This is a genomic window from Bacillus sp. JNUCC-21 (genome assembly GCF_041222765.1).
GTDB lineage: Bacteria > Bacillota > Bacilli > Bacillales > Bacillaceae > Bacillus > Bacillus velezensis.
This window is the reverse complement of the sequence record NZ_CP166019.1, coordinates 2,877,349-2,896,399: the sequence shown is the minus strand read 5'-3', so window position 1 is coordinate 2,896,399 and position 19,051 is coordinate 2,877,349. Positions and strand designations below refer to the sequence as shown.

General features: G+C 41.9%; 21 protein-coding genes. 19 read left to right on the top strand and 2 right to left on the bottom strand.

The features are described 5' to 3' along the window. Positions 1–3 precede the first annotated feature (3 nt). The 16 genes from JNUCC21_RS14510 to JNUCC21_RS14435 all read left to right on the top strand — a co-directional run bounded on the left by JNUCC21_RS14510 (position 4) and on the right by JNUCC21_RS14435 (position 14,352). Positions 4–1,038, top strand: coding sequence for a DUF3383 family protein (locus JNUCC21_RS14510; RefSeq protein ID WP_014470554.1), 1,035 nt, complete (start codon positions 4–6; stop codon positions 1,036–1,038). 16 nt (positions 1,039–1,054) lie between these two features. Further along, positions 1,055–1,450: a DUF3277 domain-containing protein gene (locus tag JNUCC21_RS14505; RefSeq protein ID WP_334751294.1), complete on the top strand. Its 396-nt coding sequence runs from the start codon at positions 1,055–1,057 to the stop codon at positions 1,448–1,450. Positions 1,451–1,550: 100 nt separating this feature from the next. Further along, positions 1,551–1,847: a hypothetical protein gene (locus JNUCC21_RS14500; protein WP_042635088.1), complete on the top strand. Its 297-nt coding sequence runs from the start codon at positions 1,551–1,553 to the stop codon at positions 1,845–1,847. Positions 1,848–2,005: 158 nt separating this feature from the next. Continuing rightward, the gene (locus tag JNUCC21_RS14495; RefSeq protein WP_369878247.1) at positions 2,006–6,619 is read left to right on the top strand and encodes a transglycosylase SLT domain-containing protein; all 4,614 of its coding nucleotides are present in this window, start codon (positions 2,006–2,008) and stop codon (positions 6,617–6,619) included. Further along, complete coding sequence (locus tag JNUCC21_RS14490) at positions 6,620–7,177, top strand: LysM domain-containing protein (RefSeq protein ID WP_071347911.1); 558 nt, start codon at positions 6,620–6,622, stop codon at positions 7,175–7,177. 14 nt (positions 7,178–7,191) lie between these two features. Beyond that, positions 7,192–7,551: a hypothetical protein gene (locus JNUCC21_RS14485; RefSeq protein ID WP_161512398.1), complete on the top strand. Its 360-nt coding sequence runs from the start codon at positions 7,192–7,194 to the stop codon at positions 7,549–7,551. Further along, complete coding sequence (locus JNUCC21_RS14480) at positions 7,535–8,503, top strand: hypothetical protein (RefSeq protein ID WP_071347913.1); 969 nt, start codon at positions 7,535–7,537, stop codon at positions 8,501–8,503. The genes JNUCC21_RS14485 and JNUCC21_RS14480 overlap by 17 nt, the downstream gene beginning before the upstream one ends. Next, positions 8,503–8,850 (top strand): Gp138 family membrane-puncturing spike protein, encoded by a 348-nt coding sequence (locus JNUCC21_RS14475; protein ID WP_016938720.1) that lies wholly within the window; start codon positions 8,503–8,505, stop codon positions 8,848–8,850. Before JNUCC21_RS14480 ends, JNUCC21_RS14475 begins: the two co-directional genes overlap by 1 nt. Continuing rightward, the gene (locus tag JNUCC21_RS14470) at positions 8,847–9,203 is read left to right on the top strand and encodes a DUF2634 domain-containing protein (protein WP_369878246.1); all 357 of its coding nucleotides are present in this window, start codon (positions 8,847–8,849) and stop codon (positions 9,201–9,203) included. The genes JNUCC21_RS14475 and JNUCC21_RS14470 overlap by 4 nt, the downstream gene beginning before the upstream one ends. Beyond that, positions 9,187–10,371: a baseplate J/gp47 family protein gene (locus tag JNUCC21_RS14465; RefSeq protein WP_369878826.1), complete on the top strand. Its 1,185-nt coding sequence runs from the start codon at positions 9,187–9,189 to the stop codon at positions 10,369–10,371. Before JNUCC21_RS14470 ends, JNUCC21_RS14465 begins: the two co-directional genes overlap by 17 nt. After that, positions 10,368–10,997: a hypothetical protein gene (locus JNUCC21_RS14460; RefSeq protein WP_369878245.1), complete on the top strand. Its 630-nt coding sequence runs from the start codon at positions 10,368–10,370 to the stop codon at positions 10,995–10,997. The genes JNUCC21_RS14465 and JNUCC21_RS14460 overlap by 4 nt, the downstream gene beginning before the upstream one ends. A gap of 14 nt (positions 10,998–11,011) precedes the next feature. Further along, a complete protein-coding gene (locus tag JNUCC21_RS14455) occupies positions 11,012–12,253 on the top strand; it encodes a hypothetical protein (protein WP_369878244.1) in 1,242 nt (413 codons plus the stop codon). Between the two features lie 12 nt (positions 12,254–12,265). Beyond that, a complete protein-coding gene (locus tag JNUCC21_RS14450) occupies positions 12,266–12,682 on the top strand; it encodes a hypothetical protein (protein WP_369878243.1) in 417 nt (138 codons plus the stop codon). After that, positions 12,679–12,873 (top strand): XkdX family protein, encoded by a 195-nt coding sequence (locus JNUCC21_RS14445; protein WP_156476237.1) that lies wholly within the window; start codon positions 12,679–12,681, stop codon positions 12,871–12,873. Before JNUCC21_RS14450 ends, JNUCC21_RS14445 begins: the two co-directional genes overlap by 4 nt. A 37-nt stretch (positions 12,874–12,910) precedes the next feature. After that, positions 12,911–13,333 carry a holin family protein gene (locus JNUCC21_RS14440; protein WP_369878242.1) on the top strand — a complete coding sequence of 141 codons (423 nt, stop codon included), beginning with the start codon at positions 12,911–12,913 and terminating at the stop codon, positions 13,331–13,333. Between the two features lie 47 nt (positions 13,334–13,380). Continuing rightward, positions 13,381–14,352 carry an N-acetylmuramoyl-L-alanine amidase gene (locus JNUCC21_RS14435; RefSeq protein ID WP_369878241.1) on the top strand — a complete coding sequence of 324 codons (972 nt, stop codon included), beginning with the start codon at positions 13,381–13,383 and terminating at the stop codon, positions 14,350–14,352. A 39-nt stretch (positions 14,353–14,391) separates the two neighbouring features. Here JNUCC21_RS14435 and JNUCC21_RS14430 read toward each other — a convergent pair whose 3' ends face one another. Both JNUCC21_RS14430 and JNUCC21_RS14425 read right to left on the bottom strand, forming a co-directional pair. Continuing rightward, the gene (locus tag JNUCC21_RS14430; RefSeq protein WP_369878240.1) at positions 14,392–14,769 is read right to left on the bottom strand and encodes a hypothetical protein; all 378 of its coding nucleotides are present in this window, start codon (positions 14,767–14,769) and stop codon (positions 14,392–14,394) included. A gap of 15 nt (positions 14,770–14,784) precedes the next feature. After that, on the bottom strand, positions 14,785–15,660 hold the full coding sequence (locus tag JNUCC21_RS14425) for a hypothetical protein (protein WP_369878239.1): 876 nt from the start codon (positions 15,658–15,660) through the stop codon (positions 14,785–14,787). 470 nt (positions 15,661–16,130) lie between these two features. On the opposite strand from JNUCC21_RS14425, the gene JNUCC21_RS14420 reads away from it, so the two are divergent. The 3 genes from JNUCC21_RS14420 (at position 16,131) to JNUCC21_RS14410 (ending at position 19,010) form a co-directional block, all read left to right on the top strand. After that, a complete protein-coding gene (locus tag JNUCC21_RS14420) occupies positions 16,131–16,361 on the top strand; it encodes a helix-turn-helix domain-containing protein (RefSeq protein WP_369878238.1) in 231 nt (76 codons plus the stop codon). 215 nt (positions 16,362–16,576) lie between these two features. Continuing rightward, positions 16,577–17,803 carry a DNA-protecting protein DprA gene (locus JNUCC21_RS14415; protein WP_369878237.1) on the top strand — a complete coding sequence of 409 codons (1,227 nt, stop codon included), beginning with the start codon at positions 16,577–16,579 and terminating at the stop codon, positions 17,801–17,803. Positions 17,804–17,816: 13 nt separating this feature from the next. Next, positions 17,817–19,010, top strand: a complete 1,194-nt coding sequence (locus JNUCC21_RS14410; protein WP_369878236.1) for a ComF family protein — start codon at positions 17,817–17,819, stop codon at positions 19,008–19,010. The last annotated feature ends 41 nt before the right edge of the window (positions 19,011–19,051 follow it).

Here is a 19,051-nt window from a genome sequence, read left to right as displayed (position 1 = left end):
CACATGCCACTTAGTGATGTAACGGTCAAAATCGACCTGGTGAAACCGTCGAACCTTAAAGGGTTAGGAACACCCCTAATTCTTGCGAAGGTTGCCGGACACAACACCTATAAAGAATATGGCTCAATAGAAGCTGTCAAAGCGGATTACCCAGAAGGAACACCCGCATATAAAAAGGCTGCTGCTATTTATGCACAGGGCGACAATGCTCCATCAAAAGTAGCCATCGGTACTTACGGAGGTAACCCGGAAAACGGGGAAAGCGACGGAGCGGGAGCGGCTGCCACATTTACGATTCGGAATGCTTTTGACGAGTATTTTGATAATGATTGGCACTTCCTCATTCTTGCTGATGCGACGGCAGACGAGAAGCTGGAAGCAGCAAAGGCGATGGAAGAAAAATCATACAAATTCCTCGTTCTGCAAGTAACAGATCGGGAAGAAGTCACTTCCTATACCGGGAAGGACCGGACAATCGTTTTTTATCACCCGATAACAAGCGAGCATCCAGACGCCGGACTGGTTGGTGCTGTAGGCTCCCTGACAGTGGGTTCAGTTACTTGGAAGTTCAAAAACATTGTGGGAGTCACCCCGCAAGACCTGAAGGCGGACGAGCTGCAAAAGCTCCACAAAGAGGGAGCTATCGCTTACGTGACCAAAGCAGGCCACAGCGAGACGTCAGAGGGAATTACTGCTTCAGGTGAGTACATTGACGTCCTGCACGGCAAGGACTGGGTGAAATTAAATATTGAAACATCCATTCAATCGGCATTCTCAAATAACGGTAAAATCCCGTTCTCGAATGCCGGTTTTTCATTGTTGAGTGTTCAGGTTACGAATGTACTTCAAAAAGCCTTTTCAAATGGGATTGTCGCTTCTGATGAAGACGGTTTGCCCGTTTACACCATCAGCACAAAAAAACGCTCTGAAGTATCAGACGAGAACAGAAAAAACCGCGTGTATGACGGCCTTTCTTTCACGTTCGAATTAGCCGGCGCGGTTCATTCCGCCTCAATTACAGGCGAAATTTCAATCTAAAGGGGGAGAATAGTCAATGGCTGCTTATGTTTACGATGCGAACGAGGTCAACACGAATATCGACGGGAAAATCGTTACTGGTTATTCAGAGGGTACCATGGTTTCGTGTGCTAAAGACGAAGAAAAGTTTTCAACAAAAGTCAGCGCTAAAGGTGATGTGAGCGTTGCAACAAAAAACAATCCGTTAGGCACAATTACGCTTACTCTTTCCATGGGTTCGCCGTTTGTGCCTTATTTAAATGGATTGGCAAACACGGCCAAAACCTTTCCGATCTGGGTTACTGGCGGACAAGAGAAAATCGGCGGCACTGAAGCCATGGTGAAAAAGCCTGCTGATGCTGAATTCGGTGACGAAATCGGAGATCGTGAATTTGAAATTCAAGTTTTCGATTATACAGTTTTAGAGCAGTAAGGTATTAATCATGTCGAAAAGAAAAAAATCAAATGCAAAAAAGCAGTCCACTCGGGCTGCTTTTCAATATATGCAAACCAAACAATCGGAGGGAAAACCTATGTCAAAATTCGGTAAACAAAAGAAAGTAACAATCCAAGGAACTGAGTACACTCTTCAACACCCAGGAACGCGTCGTTCAATTGAATTTAACGATGAGGCTATCAATATCAATACAGGAATGTTTTCGTCTGCGAAACTGTATGAACTGTACATGAAAGAAGTCGTTGTTGAACCCAAAGTAAGCTATGGCTATTTTGATGAAAAACCTGGTTTCCTTGAGCTGATGAAAGAGGTTCAGACCTTTCTTAGCGCCGAAAATGAAGCCGAAACAGTTCTACAAAAAGAAGGCGAGTGACAACTGGCCTATGTATCGGCTTGTGATGTCTGAGAAGTTTTCTTTCACAGAGGTTTCAGCAATGGACCTCGATACGTTACTCGAAGCCAATGCGGCTTTGGACATTCATCTGGCCGAAGAAAACAAACGAAACAAAAAGAAATAAGGGGGGTTAAACGTTGACAGACGCATTACGGAGTACGCATATTGATGTGGAATTAAACGTTGATACCTCCCCTCTTGAACGAGCAAATCGCCAGATTGATAGACTTGTTGATCATACGGATAATGCGGCCGGCCATTTTTCTCAAATGCGAACGCAAATGTCCAACATGCACAGGGAGCAGCGAAGGTTCAGGAACATGAGCATGATTCTTGACAGTTCTTCGCTACAAACTGCTGTGCGGACAATTGAAAATCTTGGCCCCGCATTTGACCTTATGACGTCTCATGTGGAAAGTCTAAACCAGACCATTCAACAAACGAACAGATTAGTGCAAAATATACCGTCACGCGTGAGCATCGACGTTGACCAATCATCATTAAACAATGCAAATGATCAAGTTGATAGGCTGCGAAACAATTTGCATAATGTGGACATGCGCCGGGTTAACGGGGGATCATCACAAAGCGCGGCGGCCATGCCTGCACCTGATTACAGGGGTATGCGATATTACGGGCGGGAAATGGACTTTTTGCGCGGCTCAACACGCGGACTTGAAGCAGATACTATTCAAATGGTCAATGAAATGCGGCAGGCTTGGAATGAGGAAAGATACGGAATGAACGGTTTCCGTAACGAGCTGATACGGGCAAGATATGGCTTCTTTCAGTTAGGCCAAGAAATGGACAACTGGACCGGGACAAATGAACAGTTCATGGATGAAGTGTACAGGCTAGGCCGGGAGCATAAAGCGGTTACTGACAACATGATCAAGAATAATAAAATGATGCGCATGAGCATGTTGCAGTCCATCGGAACGATTATGGCAATGTCAACCCAATCGGAAAAGATTGCTGCCAATTATGACAGGATGGCGAACCCGTTATACCAAGTCAACAAAGCGGGGCTTGCCGTCTCAAATACCCTTGAAAATATGGCGAAGCAGGGAACTGCGGCACACTTGGCCTTGAAGATGCTCGGGCCTACTGCAAATATGAAACAGCTTCAAGATATGACAGCCATGATAACACAGGGGTATATGCGCTTTCAGATGGTAGCGCTTGGCGCAGCCTTCACAAACTTTTTCCTATTCCAAGGGTTACACAAGGCGGCCACACAGACCGTTCCCGGTTATTCAAAGGCTTGGGAACAGATGTGCAGCACTCTTTTAAAAGCCATTCAGCCAGCCCTTGAAGTGTTCGGAACCGTTGCCATGTCAATTTATAAAGGCGTTACCGCGATCGGAAAAATGATTATTCAGTTCAACAAAGCTCATCCGGTGCTGGCGAAAATGATCCAAGGATTTTTATTGCTCATCCCTGTTTTAACCCTGCTTTTATCGCCTTTGGCAATAGGAGTGGGGTTATTTAATGGGTTTCTCGGGGCTCTGAGCAGTCTTTGGATGTTCATTGGCCCGGTAGTAACGGGGCTTGCTGCCATGTCCGGAACAGTCTATGTAGTCGCCGGCTCAATTGTCTTGCTTGTAACAAGCATTTATATGCTTTACAAGAATTTTGACAAGCTTCAAGAGCGATTCAAACCGGCTACGGATGCCATGAAGCGCTTTGCGGATACCGGAAAAACTGCGGTAGTCAGTGCCTTCCACACCATGATTAAAGAGGTACAGGGGCTTAAACCTGCATTTATGAAAGGCTTTGAGGATTCGCAAAAGGTAGCTGTATCCGCGATTCATAAGATGCAAGCCGAATCCTTAAAGTTATGGGATCGGTTGGGCGAGTCACACCCTCATTTAGTCGCCGGGATTGAGGCTGCTTACAAAACGGCAGTTGATACTGTCTCCTCATTTGTTCAGAATGCAGGAAAACGAGTAACCGACTTTTTCGGAAAGGGATTAACCGAAGGGCTGAACAGATTTATTAAAGGCTTTATGAATCAACTCAAGATTGGTTTATCAAGCTTTCAAGGGATTGTGTCAATAATTGCTCCTATTATTGCGTCGATTGGTCTTTCTTTCTTGGGAGTCACCGGACCGATAGGAATAGCAATTGGGGCGATCCTCAGTTTTGTAGGGTATTTGTATCGTTTGAAAGATGCAAACCAAGCGGTCAGCAGTGCAATTCATTCGGCGTGGGCGACTGTTCAATCTGTGCTGACAACGGTATTCACGGCCATTCAGCCGATTATCACGACAGTACAGCAAGTTTTCAGTCAACTGGTAGCACAACTGACACCGCAATTTCAGCAATTAGCTGGTCAAATGCAACAGACGTTCATTCAGCTTGCAGGAAATCTTGTTCTTTTAGCCGCAGCCGTTTCACAAACACTTTCAACGATTGGCCCACAATTGATTCCATTGATCCAGCAGCTATTAACTGCATGGATGCAGGTATCAGGGCAATTAATGACGAGCGTATTGCAAATTGTCAGTTCGATTTTGCCGTTACTTGTTCAAGGATTTCAGACTGTTTTTCCGGTCATTCTAAGCGTGATAAATGCGGTCTTACCTATCATCATTCAATTAGTCAGCAGTTTTTCAGGGGTTATCGTTACAATAATCCAGACTGTTCTGCCTATCCTGGTTCAGACAATTCAGATGGTCTTTCCTTTGATTATGAATATCATCCAGCAGGCTCTGCCGATTGTGGTTCAACTGATTCAATTACTCGGATCAACGATCGGACAAATTGCCATGCAAATTCTGCCGTTGATTTTAACGGCGGTGCAACAGGTGTTTCCGATCATAGGGCAGGTCATTCTGGCGGTCCTCCCGGTTGTCGCCCAGCTTCTTACTTTAGCAGCAAATATTATTTTGCAGCTTGCGCAGGCGGCTTTACCAATTTTAATTCAGGTGGTCCAGCAGGTCTTTCCGCAAATTGTGCAGATCATTCAGATGGTGCTGCCTATTGTTGTTTCTCTACTGCAAGCCTTGGCGAACATCATTACTACGGTTGTAATTCCGGCGATCCGTTTCATCCTAAATATCGTGACTGCTGTGTTTCCGGTTGTGCTCTCGATAATTCAAGTTGCACTTAAAAATATCATTGCGATCATACAGGGTGCAATCGGCATTATTATGGGAATAGTGAAGGTTTTCAAAGGCTTATTCACTGGGAATTTCCGCATGATGTGGGACGGAGTGAAGCAAATCTTCTCTAGTGCAGTCGGAATGGTGAAAAAGCTTGTAAGCAATATGGGTGCAGCAATCACTGACAGATGGCTTTATATAAAAAATAAAGTCGCGTTATTGGCATATGATCTGCGTAAGAAAGTCATGGATCGTTTCAACGATTTAGTTGACGGGGCCAAGAAATTACCGGGCAGAATCGGTGATGGAATTAAGAACATGGCTCACAAGGCTGTATCTGGTGTGACTAGCTTAGCGAACAAACTTTCCGGCGCACTCGGAAAAGGCGTAAATGGTGTAATCGGCGGAGTAAACTGGGTACTCGATAAGATCGGTTTGAAAGATAAGCATATCCCAAAATGGGAAGTGCCTAAATATGCACACGGAACCGGAGGACACCCAGGAGGTCCGGCGATACTGGGAGACGGTAAAGGGGCAAACGCTGGCCCTGAAATGTATCGGACACCTTCAGGACAAGTAGGGCTCAGCCCTGCAACAGATACACTGATGAACCTTCCGAAAGGCACTGCGGTCTTATCTGCAAAACAGACAAGAGCTGCTTTAGCGGGAGTTCCAGCATACGCGAAAGGCACAGAAGGAAATATATTCACAAATGCATGGAATGGTGTAAAATCCGTTGCTGGCAAAGTGAAAGATGTTGCTCTTGATGTTTTTGATTACATCGGGCACCCCTCTAAGCTTTTAACAAAAGTGTTAGAAAAAATGGGTGTCTCTGCACCTTCTATGGCTGGCTCGTTCGGTGATCTCGCAAAAGGGGCTTTTAACTTTGTCAAAAATAAGGCTGTAGGTTTTGTCAAAGGCAAAATGTCCAGTTACTCTGCCAGCTTTTCAGGCGGCGGCTCGAAAGCCGTTAAAAAGTGGGTAGCTCAGGCGCTGTCAATTAAGCATTTAGGCCCTGAATACGCAGGGGCACTCGAAACAATCGCAATGAAAGAATCAGGCGGAAACCCCAATGTTGTTAACAATTGGGATTCCAATGCGAAAGCCGGCCACCCGTCACAGGGGTTAATGCAGTTCATCCCAAGCACCTTTAACGCCCATAAAGAACCTGGACACGGAAATATTAAAAATCCGGTTGATCAAATTCTAGCGTCTATTAACTATCTGAACAGCAGATATGGCGGTATCATGAAACATCCCGGCTTGGTATCAATGGCGCACGGCGGGCCGTACAGAGGGTATGCGACAGGCGGCGTAATCAATAGCCCGCAAGTTGCGGCACTCGGGGAAAACGGCTGGCGGGAATATGTCATCACGACTGAACCGCGTTACCGGAGTCAATCACTGGGAATGTATGCTGCGCTCGGCAAAGAGCTTGGGGCTGAAACTGGATATACACCAGAAAAAGCAGCAAGCAGCAGCGGTGGAACGTCTGTGAATATTACATTCAGCCCGTCTATCAATGTAAAAGTTGAGGGCGGAAGTGCAAAAGTTGAAACTGATATTTCAAAGGCTATCACCCAATCACTGGAAGACTCTTACGACAGCCTGGCGGCTCTTTTTCAAGCGGAGGGGGTTTATTAATTGGCGAAGCTTGGGAAGGTCAATCTTGTTAACGAAAAAGAATCAGACGGGGCGGATGTGGAAGTCACATCTTATCCCGTTGAAAAAGGTGTGCCGATTACCGACCATGTGCAGAGAAAACCGGAAACCACAAGTGTTTCCGGTTATTTGCTTGGGAAGACGGCAAACAGCGACTATGAATATTTAAAAAAGCAAGCATATGCTGGCAATCTCCTAACCTATACCGGGCGAAAGGTCGCAAAAGACGTGATCATTACGAAAATCGACCGTGATACAGGGGAATTTTCAAATGGGTTTGCGATAACAATCTCTTTACAAGAAATCCGTATTGCAAAAAGTCCGTGGGTTAAGAAAAAAGTGAAAACTGCCGGGAAAAAGAAAAAGGCCAACAAGAAAAAAACCACAAAAAAATCTAGTAAGGTTTATCACAAGGTGAAAAAGGGTGATACGTATTGGGGCTGCGCCCGCAAATACGGAACTACTGTCAGCGCATTGAGGCGGCTCAATCCATGGCCTGACAGGAGAATACCTATCGGGGTAAAGATGCGGATTAAATAGGGAGGGTACGGGAAATGGCTACGAGGGACTATATTCCTTTTGATAAAGAGGATATTCCGCAGCAGTTCGAATTTGATTTAGCGGATGACACGTTTATTCTGCGTATAAATTACAATCAATCCGATGATAGTTTTTCACTGGATTTATACGAGCAGGATATGACGCCTATCGTTCTGGGCGAGAAGCTTATACTCAATGTTCCTTTGTGGGATGAAATTGTAAATGAAAATCTGCCGGCTCCCGCCCTTATCCCTTTAGATGAATCAAATTCAGAAACACGGGTTACATATAAGAATTTCATGGAAACCGTGTTTCTTTATATTGATGATGTAGCTGACGGATCGGAGGGGGATGACATTGGCGACGACGAATAAAAAGTTGTTTGGCCGGGTTGTCAAAATAACCATTGATAACGGCAGTTCGCAGACCACATTTGATTACAAGGATTTAGAAATTCATTTTGAAGTGCCCTTCGACGATGATTTCAAACCCAATGAAACAAAAGTTGAGATTTACAATCTCAGCAAAGATTCGATCAACAAGATAAAAAAAGGCAGCACAATAACGGTTCAGGCCGGATATCGAGACGACTACGGCGTTTTGACGATTGGCAAAGTGACAAAGGTTCTGAATAACTGGAACGGTTTGGATAAGGTAACGTCGATTTATTCAAAAGACGGCGACGATTATACTCATATGAAAGTGACAACTGCCAATGCTGATCCAGCCGAGAAATATTACGTCAAAAAAAGATATAAGCTTGCAAAGCCGGTTGTTACTGTCAGGAAAGACAAAAACGGTCGAACGTACAAGACTGTCAGGAATTACGGGACGCGGGAAGAGGTTAGGTATCGCAAACGATACATGAAGATTACTTTTAAAGCAGGAACCACATCGAGGCAAATTGTAGATAAACTGCTGCGTGTTCTCGGAATTAAAGTGAAAAACATTATCCTGCCGAAAAATAAGGTGTACAAAAAGGGTTACCGGGTGACTGGCTTAATAGAAAATAATTTAGAAGAAGTCATACATGATGCCGGAGCCGTTATGTACTATAGACGAGGGAAACCGGTTATTCGCCCACTTAATCAGGGCGATGATGAGCGTTTCAAATTAGAAGAGGCCACTGGGCTAATTGAGACACCTGAGCAGGTTGAGGAAGATAATTTCAAAGGTTATAAGGCGAAGTGTCTTCTTCAGCACCGTATCGCTGTTGCTTCAATTATTGAAATCAACAGCAAAACAGCAAAAGGAAAATATCGAGTGAAAGAGGGTACTCATTCGTTTGATGGAAGAGACTTTTTCACAGAATGCAAGGTGATGTAATGAGTAAAGCGACGAGGTTTTTCGATGCTTTTGAGAAAAGAATCAAACTATCCATCCATACACTGGCCCCGGCTCGCGTTGTGAAATACAATGCAGAAAAGCATACTGCTGATCTGCAATTGTTGTTTCTTATGAATGATGGTGAATACCTTCATGAATACCCGTTGATCGAACATGCACCAGTTTTAAAGCATGTTGAGCCTGATATAAAGGTTGGTTCCTCGGTCTTTGTTTCATTCGCTGAAAGATCCCTTGATAACTTGGATGGAAACAAAACGTTTGATCCTGATTCTCGACGAACGCACAGTATCAATGATCCGGTGGTCATAGGAGTGTGGGAAGGATGAAAACGCTCAAGCTTGTAGATGGTGATCTATGTTATGAAAACGGCACTCTTCAGATGGTCGAGGGGGACGAGGAAATTGCTCAATCAGTCGAATTAACCTTAAAAACACGGTTAGGGGAATTTACTCTGGATGAACATTTCGGCTTGGATTGGAGTAACATTCTCGGGAAAGGCTTTGACCAAGAAGAGGCGCAATACGACATTATTAATGCTGTAACACAAGACGAGCGAATTGCTAGCGTTGAATCAGTTGAGTTTTCTCATGATAAAGAGACACGAAATCTATCTGTCCACTTGAAAATGAAGAAAGAGGATGATCAAACAATCGAGCTTGGGGGTGTTGATCTTGCTTAATGAAACAGGATTCCAACGTCAAACCTATTCGGAGCTTCTTGACGGCATGGAGGACAAAGCGAAGGAGCTGTTTGGCGAAGACATAAACACGTCAAGCAAAACACCATTAGGCATTATCCTGCGTATTTTCGCTTGGTTTTTAGCGGGAATTTGGGACATTGCAGAGCGGGTTTATAATAGCGGCTTTGTCAGTAAGTCGGAGGGTGTTCAGTTGGACAGGTTGGGAAGTAATTTCGGTATAAGCCGGGAGCCGGCGGCTGAGGCGGTCACAACTCTGTTTTTTACCGGGGAACCCGGATTCGTCATAGAAGAACAAACCCAATATACAACGGAATCTGGTATTTATTTTGAACTAATCGAAGATGTTGTAATCGGGGATGATGGAACGGGCACAGGGGCGGCTGTATCGCTGTCTAAAGGGATTATTAACAATGTCGCGGCCAATACCATTACTGAACAGGCTGAGACGTTAGAGGGAGTTTATTCAGTGAATAATCCGGAAGCAGCTGCCGGCGGCACTGACGAGGAATCTGATCCGGAATTTCGGGCGCGAATCAAAAAATCAGTTGAAGGCAGTTCTGCTTCTACGAATAGCGGCATCATTTCGGCATTGCTTGCCGTTTCGGGCGTTCGTTCAGCGAATATAGTCGCGAATAATACCATGCAAACGGATGCGGACGGAAATCCACCGAAAAGCATTCATGCTTATGTCCTCGGGGGAACCAAAGTAGACGTGGCGCAAGCTCTGTTTGACAGCGTGGCGGCCGGTATTGAAACAGTCGGAGAACAATCGGTTGTCATTACAGATGCAAGCGGTTTGGATCATGATGTGAAATTTGATTTTGCAAAAGAAGTAAAAATTTATGTGCAGCTTGATTTAAAAACAAACGCTTCATTCCCTGCCGATGGTGTGAGTCAGATCAAAAACAATCTCGTATATAAAATTGGCGGGATTGATGAAAATGGTTCATCTTTTACTGGCTCACAGATGGGTGATGACGTTATTCTGTCGCAACTTTTTAACGCTGTATATCAGGTGAATGGGGTTTCAGATGTGACTATACAAATCGGGAAGGATGCGGCGGCTCTCGGTCAGTCAAATATTACAATTGAACCGAGAGAAGTTGCGCAAGTTCACTACTCTGAAATAGTGGTGAATTTGATATGATCAAGGATTTAATAGGAAAGCTTACTGATGCGTTCTTGAAAGATGAAAAGAGCAATATCGGGAAGCTTTTTTTAATTGTTGATGAACAATTGACAGCATTAAAAAATTCACTGATAACGGCGGAACTATGGCGGGATATTGACGCGGCGCGCGGGAAATCGCTGGACCTTCTCGGGGATAACGTTGCCCAGGATCGGGGCCGGGCTACTGATGAAATATACCGCGTGCTCATTCGTGGAAAGGTAGCCCGGAATGCGTCAGATGGGACAACAAACCGGATTATTGAAGCGCTGGCGAAAACATTGAACTGCAAGCCGAGTGAAATAAACATTGTGAGCAGCAAAGAAAACAACCAGGATGAACCAGCTGCAATCATTGTGAAAAAGGCGCCGATCGAGGCATTAAGTAAGGTAGGAATGAGCGAAACGCAATTTTCGAACATCGTTCAAAAAACGGTGGCTGCGGGGGTTCGAGTTGCTTACGTGGATTTAAATGGCACTTTCTGTTTTTCATCATCAGCCAGCACCATAGAAACAAGCGAATATGGGTTTTCTTCTGATGGAAAAGACGGCGGGACCCTGGGGGGCATCTTCCGGCCAGAAGATGATTACCCGTTACCAATTTAAGGAGTGTGAAGCATATGCCTTTTACAAAAGAATTACCAGAATGGGGAAACCCCGGTCAGCGGCCGCCGCAAACGTCCATTGATCAAGGGTATAAGCCGATGGACCACCCGCCGGCCGATTGGTTTAACTGGTATCAATATACGGCCTATCAGGCTTTGAAAGAGTTGCAAACGATCGGAGCAACGAAGGAAGATGTTTTTTCTGCTGTATCTGATGCCGAAGCTTATACTGACAAGCACGAAAGACGGACTGACAACCCGCACAAGACAACAAAAGCACAAGTGGGGCTGGGTAACGTTGACAATGTGCAGCAGGCTTCCAAAGTCGATTTTGATACACATACCAATGACAATGACCGCCATATTACAGCTACAGAGCGCGTAAACTGGGATGCCAAGGAGACAACAACAGGTGCATCAAATAAAGCTGCTACGGCCGAAAGGAATGCCAAGGAATACGCCGATAAACATATCGCCGATAAAAACAACCCACATGAGGTTACAAAGGAGCAGATCGGGCTTAATAACGTTGATAATGTGAAACAGGCCGACTATTATGCGTTTCGCCAACATGACAACAACGGAGAACGCCACACATCAAAGGCAGAACGGGAGAAATGGAACAATGGGCAATTATCGAAAATAACTGATGACGCGGGAGGCGCTCTTGTATCTATTAGTGATACAGATGACTTTTACAGCAAAATTGTTCAAAGTGGGAAGCGATTCGGTACTTTTTATTCAACGGGAAAAGCAGTAAATGCCCCCAGCACAAGCTCTACAAGGGGGTTTTTTCATTTAACCTCATTAGACAGCAACGGAATGGGGACATACGGTTATGTAATCGCGGTAGACTTCAAAAATAATGTTTTTTCCAATTATGTAGACGGCAGCCTGACTTGGAGCGGGTGGAAACGTCTTTTGTCAGATGGTGATTTATCACCGTCTTGGAATACTGTATCACTTATTAACGGGGCGAAGCAGGATTTAAGTTTCCCGTTTATGTTTTCGGTAGTAAATAATACCTTGTGGCTGGCTGGATCATTTGGTTCCCTGCCATCTATAGGAACCGTTGTGGCAAAATTCGCATATAAACCGACCCGCCTACTTGATTTTGTTGTTCCGACAATTGGATCATACGGGACTGCCCGGTTTGCTTTCACAACAAATGGTGAGTTGAGGTATGACGGTATGATGGCAAATGATAACTCAGCGGTAACCCGGGTATCATTTGATAAACCAATCCCATTATGGTAAGGAGGGGAGAATATGCATGTTCTATTTTACGACGAGAATAAAAAGTATATAGGTGAAGCTGATATTGAGGGAAAAGAACTGCCACCGAATAGTACAAAAGCACAATTAAAACCTGGCATGTTCGACCCGGAATTTGACGAGATTAAGGGTGAATGGGTTGAAACTGCAACTCGGGAGTACATTGATCAAATAAAAGGTAATCCTGAACCCAATCCCTTAATGGAACAGGTTTCTGCACTCGGTAAACAACTATCAGCCGAAGAGCTTGCAAGAAAGCAAGCTGAAGAAGGCCAGCAGGCTCTTGGGATGCAGCTTACAAATGAAATCATAGCACGAAAGCAGGCTGAAGCAATAAATATTTCAATAGGCAAACAGCTTGCCGCCTTAAAGCTTAAATTGTTGGAAATGGAAGGAGGGGGTGACCAGTGAATCTTAATTTCTGGGTATATGCCTTGTTCTACAAGTGGGCGACAACAGCAATGGTAAAGCAGGCAATGGGTTTTAACGATTGTACCGTCAAAGATATGAAAGAGGGTGTGGCGGCTGCATATGTTACACCGGATCAGTTTCAGGAAGTAACAGGGCAACCATACGAGGAACAAACAGAAGCCAATAAATAAGGCTTTTTTATTTTGCCTCGAAGGAGGTGAAAACAAAATGGAGGGAATACATGTGTGGATGAATTTTGAGAGCTTAGAGATCGCAAGAATATATCTTTTCGGGGAGGTGAAATACCTTGACTTGCTTTTGATCCTCAGCATCTTGGATGTTATCACAGGCATTATAAAAGCATGGAAAATGAAGAAACTCCGGAGCCGCAGTGCATGGTTTGGGTATGTTCGTAAGATGCTCAGTTTTATGGTGGTCATCGTGGCCAACATTATTGATACGATAACAAATTTGAACGGTGTCCTGACCTTTGGGACCGTTCTTTTTTATATCGCAAATGAAGGGCTGTCTATCACAGAGAATTTGGCGCAGATCGGCGTTAAGATTCCGGCCGTTATCACCGAAAGGCTGCATGTAATCGAAAGTGACAACGATCAGAAAACAGAAAAAGAGGAACAAGCTGCTGAGTAAATCCAGCGGCTTTTTTTATATAAAAAATAGAATAGGAGAGATTTATCATGACAATTGCAGTCAAAAAGAGATTAGTTCCAAGTAACGAATACAGCCTGAAATGCCCTAACCCAATGACGCCGGAGTATATCACCATTCACAACACGGCAAATGACGCATGCGCCGCCAATGAAATCAGCTTTATGACGGGAAATCCTGAGTCAACAAGCTATCATTTTGCAGTCGATGATAAAGAAGTTATTCAGGGAATTCCTCTGGACCGTAATGCTTGGCATTCTGGCGACGGTACAAACGGAACCGGGAACCGTAAGTCTATCGGGGTGGAAATCTGCTACAGTAAGTCAGGAGGTCCACGATATAAGGCAGCGGAGGCGCTGGCTATTAAGTTTGTAGCGCAGCTTCTTAAAGAACGCGGATGGGGCATTGATAGAGTGCGGAAGCATCAGGACTGGAACGGCAAATACTGTCCACACCGAATCTTGTCAGAAGGGCGATGGAATCAAGTGAAAACAGCCATCGCTGCCGAATTAGAAAGGCTGGGTGGTAAAAAAGCAACTTCACCAACGAAAACAGAAACAAAGACAGGCGGGGCGACGTATACCGTTAAAAAAGGGGATACGCTGTCTGGAATCGCCAAGAATGAAGGCGTAAGCGTGGCTACCCTGCAAAGCTTGAACGGCATCAAGAACCCGAACCTGATCAAAGTCGGCCAAGTATTAAAGCTGACTGGAACGGCCAGCTCTCCAACAAACGGCAAGAAATCATCTTACCCGCTGCCGTCAGGCACTTTTAAAGTGACAAGCCCGTTAACTAAGGGAACGGCCGTAAAACAGATTCAAACAGCGTTGGCGGCTCTTTATTACTATCCGGACAAAGGGGCACCCAACAACGGCATTGACGGGTACTATGGACCGAAAACAGCAAACGCGGTTAAACGATTCCAGTTGATGAATGGATTAAAAGCTGATGGGATTTATGGGCCTAAAACAAAAACGAAGCTTGCATTATTAATAGTCTAATAAAAAAGCCCTCATCTGAGGGCTTTTATTTCACTTAATTTATTGATTTAATACTTTATCAGAAGGTTGGTATTTCAATTTTTTGATCAACTTATCACGCATGGATATTTCATTTCCTTCTACTACTGCTGAAAACTTTACCTTTTTGCTAGATGGATCATAGTGAAAAATATAATAATTTTGTTTATCATTTTCATTTTTCACATAAACAGTTTTGAAAAAGCCAGCTGGTGCACTTACAGATGTAAATAAAGGATACTCTTCAGATTGAATCTCATTTTTGGGGATACCATAATCCGAAATGTATTGATCAATTTTATCTTCGGCCACTTTTCTATTGTGAAAATGAACTATTAAAGAAACGCCACCAATTATAACAACTAATGCTAAAAGAACAAGAGCTATTTTTTTAAACATTTTATGTTCCTCCATTTAATATCTATGAACTAAGGATGGTCTGTACTTCGAAGTAAAATCATTATTGATTAAATTAAATGGCATAACATATCCAGAACGTTTCACTAGAACACTTGCTGAGCCAGAACCAAACCAATAAGCATCATAGACTAATTTTGAACAATAACTGGGCGATACACTATAAAGATGCGGAGTTAATTTATAAGGAATATGTATATTTTTTTTTGAAGACCCTGTAGTAGACCAATAATGTCTGTCCGCATATTTTCCTACTTGGGCTGCTAAGCTACTATTTTTTAATCGATAAACTTTGATCCAACCATTGTTATATTTTGATACCCATTGTGACACAGTAAGCTGTCTATTATTATCGCTTTTGTTTCCATAACCAGGCATATCTAAGATGTGATTTGAGCCATTAGCAATAGCACTGTGGCCTATAATTCCAGCTGATGAGGTAGAATTTGTAATGAAAATGTCTCCTGGTTTTACTGAAAAGCTGGACAATGATGTTACCTTAACACTTGAGCTGGTTGTTGACAATAGAGTTACTTTGGCGTTGGGTGATCCCTTTATTGTATATGATACGAGCTCTGTATTGTCATCTTTAGGTTCTTGCCCATAATTATTTAGTTTAATCCATTGTTCGTAGCTAAGAGTGGGTTCTAAAACATCTTCTTGAATGCCTTCATCGTAAATTTTTTTAAAACCTACATTTTCTTTTAACCAATCATCGTAACTTAATTCAAATTGATTTATTACTCCTTCTTTAATTGCTTGATTATAGATTGCTTTATAATCAATTTGTTCTTCTGCTCTAGTGTGCATTGGTATTATAACAGAGCAAATAGATACGAGCATTAAAATTAGAATAATACTGCGCTTTTTCATTCTTATTACCTCAATTCTTGTTAATTCTATTACTTTTGACCCTTATAATATAAGGTATAAAGCAACGGGAACTATAATACCATAATTTTGCTGGTGATTACCTTAAATTTTCCTTAACAAACTAAATTAATAAGAAAAGTAACTTTTTTAAGAAGAAAGAGTTTATTTTCTCTATCTATTGACTGTGGGAAGAAAGGAGGTACTGAAGTGGACTAGGGTAAGATCTAGATTCTTACTATCACTGGCATGGTGATCTCCATTGAACACATCTACGACAAATCGACGAAGGAAAGCGAAAAGCGAGAAATGAACATGGATATGAAGCACACTTATTATCATTATTGCTGGTATTGTGGCTATTGATTACGAAACAGCCGGTACCCTTGGGAAAATCACAACGTTTGTTTTATACTTGGCTGTAATGGTTATTTTGTTAAAAGGATTTTTTATGATGTGGAGAGAAAGCCGACATGAAAGAAAGTGAAAAAATTAGGTTCATCCAGGACGAAGTTTTGACGGCTGCGGAAGTCGCCGAGTTGCTTGCTGTTAGCCGACAGCGCGTAAGCCAGCTTGTCGGCGGTGGCCGGCTAACAGCGGTTAAGAAGGTAGGAACTGTGGCTTTGTTCTTGGTGGAGCATGTACAAGCTTTAAAAAAAGAATTAGAGGCAGAGCGGAAGAAGTATCGTCCGTATGATCAGTAAAAGCCCACCTGTTTTAAGGCGGGTTTTTTTGTAATTTAATATTAATCTGTTCCGGTTTCCTGACTGCTACGACATATACGGACCGAAAACGAAAGTGAAACTTAGAGCGCTATACAGTAAAAAATCTTAAGAAAACAAGCAAGTTCTTGATTATAATCACCTTGTTAATTATCAAGAACTTGTGTAAAATCATTATATATTGTAGGAGGTATAATATGATTAAATTTGAAAATATTGATGAATTAAAAAAATTCATTTCTAAAGAAGTTCTCCTAACTAAAGAGGCTGCAGAATATTTAGATGTTAGTACACAAAGATTACACCAATTAACACAATCAGGGAAAATTAGTCCAATAAAAACTTCAAGGGCTGGATCGCTTTTTTTGAAAGAAGAGTTATACGAAAGAAAGTTTGAAATAGAAAAAACATACGGAAATCATAAAAACATCAGTAATATTGATGGCATTAATAGTAAAGAAGTAATTAATGAAGCAATTTGTTATTTTACCCTATTAGCTTTATTTAAGAATAAAGTGAAAAAATGTGACCCTATATACAATCATCTAGAAAATGAATTAAATCTTAGTCTGGATATTACAATGATTAGTAAAAAACTATCAGAGATTGTAGGTTTTTCTAAGAATGATATAGAGTTTGAAGCTAATAAAGTTAAAGCAGGATTTGAAACCTTACAAAAAGATGATATAATAGTAAAAATAGGAACAGATTTATATCCACCTCTGCTTGCACAAACGGAGCAAGCTCCTATGTTCCTATTTATGCGTGGAAATCCAAATTTATTAAAGTTTAATGCGATTTCTGTTGTGGGAACTAGGAATCCCTCAGAAAACGGGGCTTTAAGAGCTAGGAAATTGGCTGAAAAATTAGGTTTGAATAGAATAGTTGTTGCTTCTGGTTTAGCTAAAGGAATAGATGCAAATGCCCATAAGGGTGCTTTAAGTATGGGGAACCCTACTATAGCTGTTATTGGGACTCCATTAAACAAGTACTATCCTAAAGAAAATAGAGACATTCAAAAAAAAATAGAAGAAACTGGTTTAGTTATATCTCAGTTTGCGCCTTCAATGTCTGTTCAACGCTGGAATTTTCCAATGAGAAATGCTGTAATGAGTGGGCTTTCACTTGCTACAGTGATAATAGAGGCGGGAGAAACAAGTGGATCATTAATACAAGCTGATTATGCCTTAAAACAAGGGAGAGCAGTCTTTATACCACAGAGTGCAATCGAAGATTCGAAGTTAAAATGGCCTAACAAATATATATTAAAAAGAGGAGCATTTAAATTTTCCAAAATTAATGACTTATTAGAGCAATTAGCTGAGAATAATAACTCTATTTTTCAGAGTTTTAATAATGAGGCTGAAGATTCGCCAGTAAATATAAGTGAGGTAACAGTTAAGTATGTTTCTAAAGACGAATGAGTTACAGTGCCTATTGGTTTATTTAGATGCATTTTCATATCAAGAAATTAACTATCTCAATGAAAAAATAACTAATATGGGAAAGCGGATTATTTTTATTCAGACAGAAGAAACATTCAAGGCACCAAACAATTCTTTACTAATACAAGAAACTTTTCAGGATAAGGCGTTTGGTCCGAGGAAGATAATTGAAAGTGCAATGAGACTAACTGATTTAGCTTCATATCAAATGATTTTAGTTTCTAAGAATCATTTGAAATTGAAATCAGCAGTTCATTTGCCAATAAGTACAGTTTTATTTAATGAAAATCCACATATACGTTACAATGATATCGGAAATCTACCTGACTTAAAATTAGGGAATATTAGGGAGATCCCTGAGTTATTTAAAAAAACAACTGGTTATTTTTCAGAGGTATTCTCCACTTATTTATCGAGAAAGAGCAAGTGGAGTGAATCAGGCTATATTTTTAAATTCTTTGCACATTCAGATCAAACTAACTTAGAGATAATATCTGGAGGAAGATATTTTGGTCCCAAGCATTCCCTGTATGAATCATCACAATTATCTAAAAGAATAAGAAAAAGTAAGAACGAAACTTCTCAAGACAACTTGTTTAATGAAATTTTTTACTCAATCATTAAACATATTAACGAGCTGCAAAATGTAAACGGTATAACAAGAGTACCGAGCAGGCCGGAAAAAAAAGACAGGCTTGCCCCTATAGTAAGCCTGTTATCAAAAAGATTAGGGGCTGTCGACCTATCTCCTAATCTAAGTTGTAAACACAACTATCCGCCTCATAAAAATCTTAATAAGGAACAGCGATTTATAAATGTGAAGGACCAATTTAGTGCAAGTTTACATAACTCTTTAGATCATGTAGTTTTAATCGATGATGTATTCACTACTGGCGCAACTATGCTTGAATGTGCAAAGGAATTGCATAACGTTGGGATAAAAAAAGTAACTGGTGTAGTTTTAGGTGTGAATCAATTTGCTGATGAGTTTATGGACAGGTCTATTTCGTGTGAAAAATGCGGAGGAAAACTACATTTATTTCTTAATAAAAGGAATTATTCAGCTTTTTATGGTTGTACAGAGTATCAAGAACACCAGTGTCCCACTCATTCTTATGGAGACGGATTGAAAAGAATGGTGACTGAAAATTCATTTGATTTAGTGAATACAAATGAAGAATTCTGAATGAAAAATATTGTATATGACTTGTCCACCAGTCCTCTTAA

What these genes read in the sequence shown, in the direction of transcription:
- JNUCC21_RS14440 (WP_369878242.1), top strand. Translation starts at nt 12,911, where the DNA reads ATGGAGGGAATACATGTGTGGATGAATTTTGAGAGCTTAGAGATCGCA.
- JNUCC21_RS14415 (WP_369878237.1), top strand. Translation starts at nt 16,577, where the DNA reads ATGATTAAATTTGAAAATATTGATGAATTAAAAAAATTCATTTCTAAA.
- JNUCC21_RS14470 (WP_369878246.1), top strand. Translation starts at nt 8,847, where the DNA reads ATGAAAACGCTCAAGCTTGTAGATGGTGATCTATGTTATGAAAACGGC.
- JNUCC21_RS14435 (WP_369878241.1), top strand. Translation starts at nt 13,381, where the DNA reads ATGACAATTGCAGTCAAAAAGAGATTAGTTCCAAGTAACGAATACAGC.
- JNUCC21_RS14510 (WP_014470554.1), top strand. Translation starts at nt 4, where the DNA reads ATGCCACTTAGTGATGTAACGGTCAAAATCGACCTGGTGAAACCGTCG.
- JNUCC21_RS14455 (WP_369878244.1), top strand. Translation starts at nt 11,012, where the DNA reads ATGCCTTTTACAAAAGAATTACCAGAATGGGGAAACCCCGGTCAGCGG.
- JNUCC21_RS14505 (WP_334751294.1), top strand. Translation starts at nt 1,055, where the DNA reads ATGGCTGCTTATGTTTACGATGCGAACGAGGTCAACACGAATATCGAC.
- JNUCC21_RS14485 (WP_161512398.1), top strand. Translation starts at nt 7,192, where the DNA reads ATGGCTACGAGGGACTATATTCCTTTTGATAAAGAGGATATTCCGCAG.
- JNUCC21_RS14500 (WP_042635088.1), top strand. Translation starts at nt 1,551, where the DNA reads ATGTCAAAATTCGGTAAACAAAAGAAAGTAACAATCCAAGGAACTGAG.
- JNUCC21_RS14425 (WP_369878239.1), bottom strand. Translation starts at nt 15,660, where the DNA reads ATGAAAAAGCGCAGTATTATTCTAATTTTAATGCTCGTATCTATTTGC.
- JNUCC21_RS14460 (WP_369878245.1), top strand. Translation starts at nt 10,368, where the DNA reads ATGATCAAGGATTTAATAGGAAAGCTTACTGATGCGTTCTTGAAAGAT.
- JNUCC21_RS14475 (WP_016938720.1), top strand. Translation starts at nt 8,503, where the DNA reads ATGAGTAAAGCGACGAGGTTTTTCGATGCTTTTGAGAAAAGAATCAAA.
- JNUCC21_RS14430 (WP_369878240.1), bottom strand. Translation starts at nt 14,769, where the DNA reads ATGTTTAAAAAAATAGCTCTTGTTCTTTTAGCATTAGTTGTTATAATT.
- JNUCC21_RS14450 (WP_369878243.1), top strand. Translation starts at nt 12,266, where the DNA reads ATGCATGTTCTATTTTACGACGAGAATAAAAAGTATATAGGTGAAGCT.
- JNUCC21_RS14420 (WP_369878238.1), top strand. Translation starts at nt 16,131, where the DNA reads ATGAAAGAAAGTGAAAAAATTAGGTTCATCCAGGACGAAGTTTTGACG.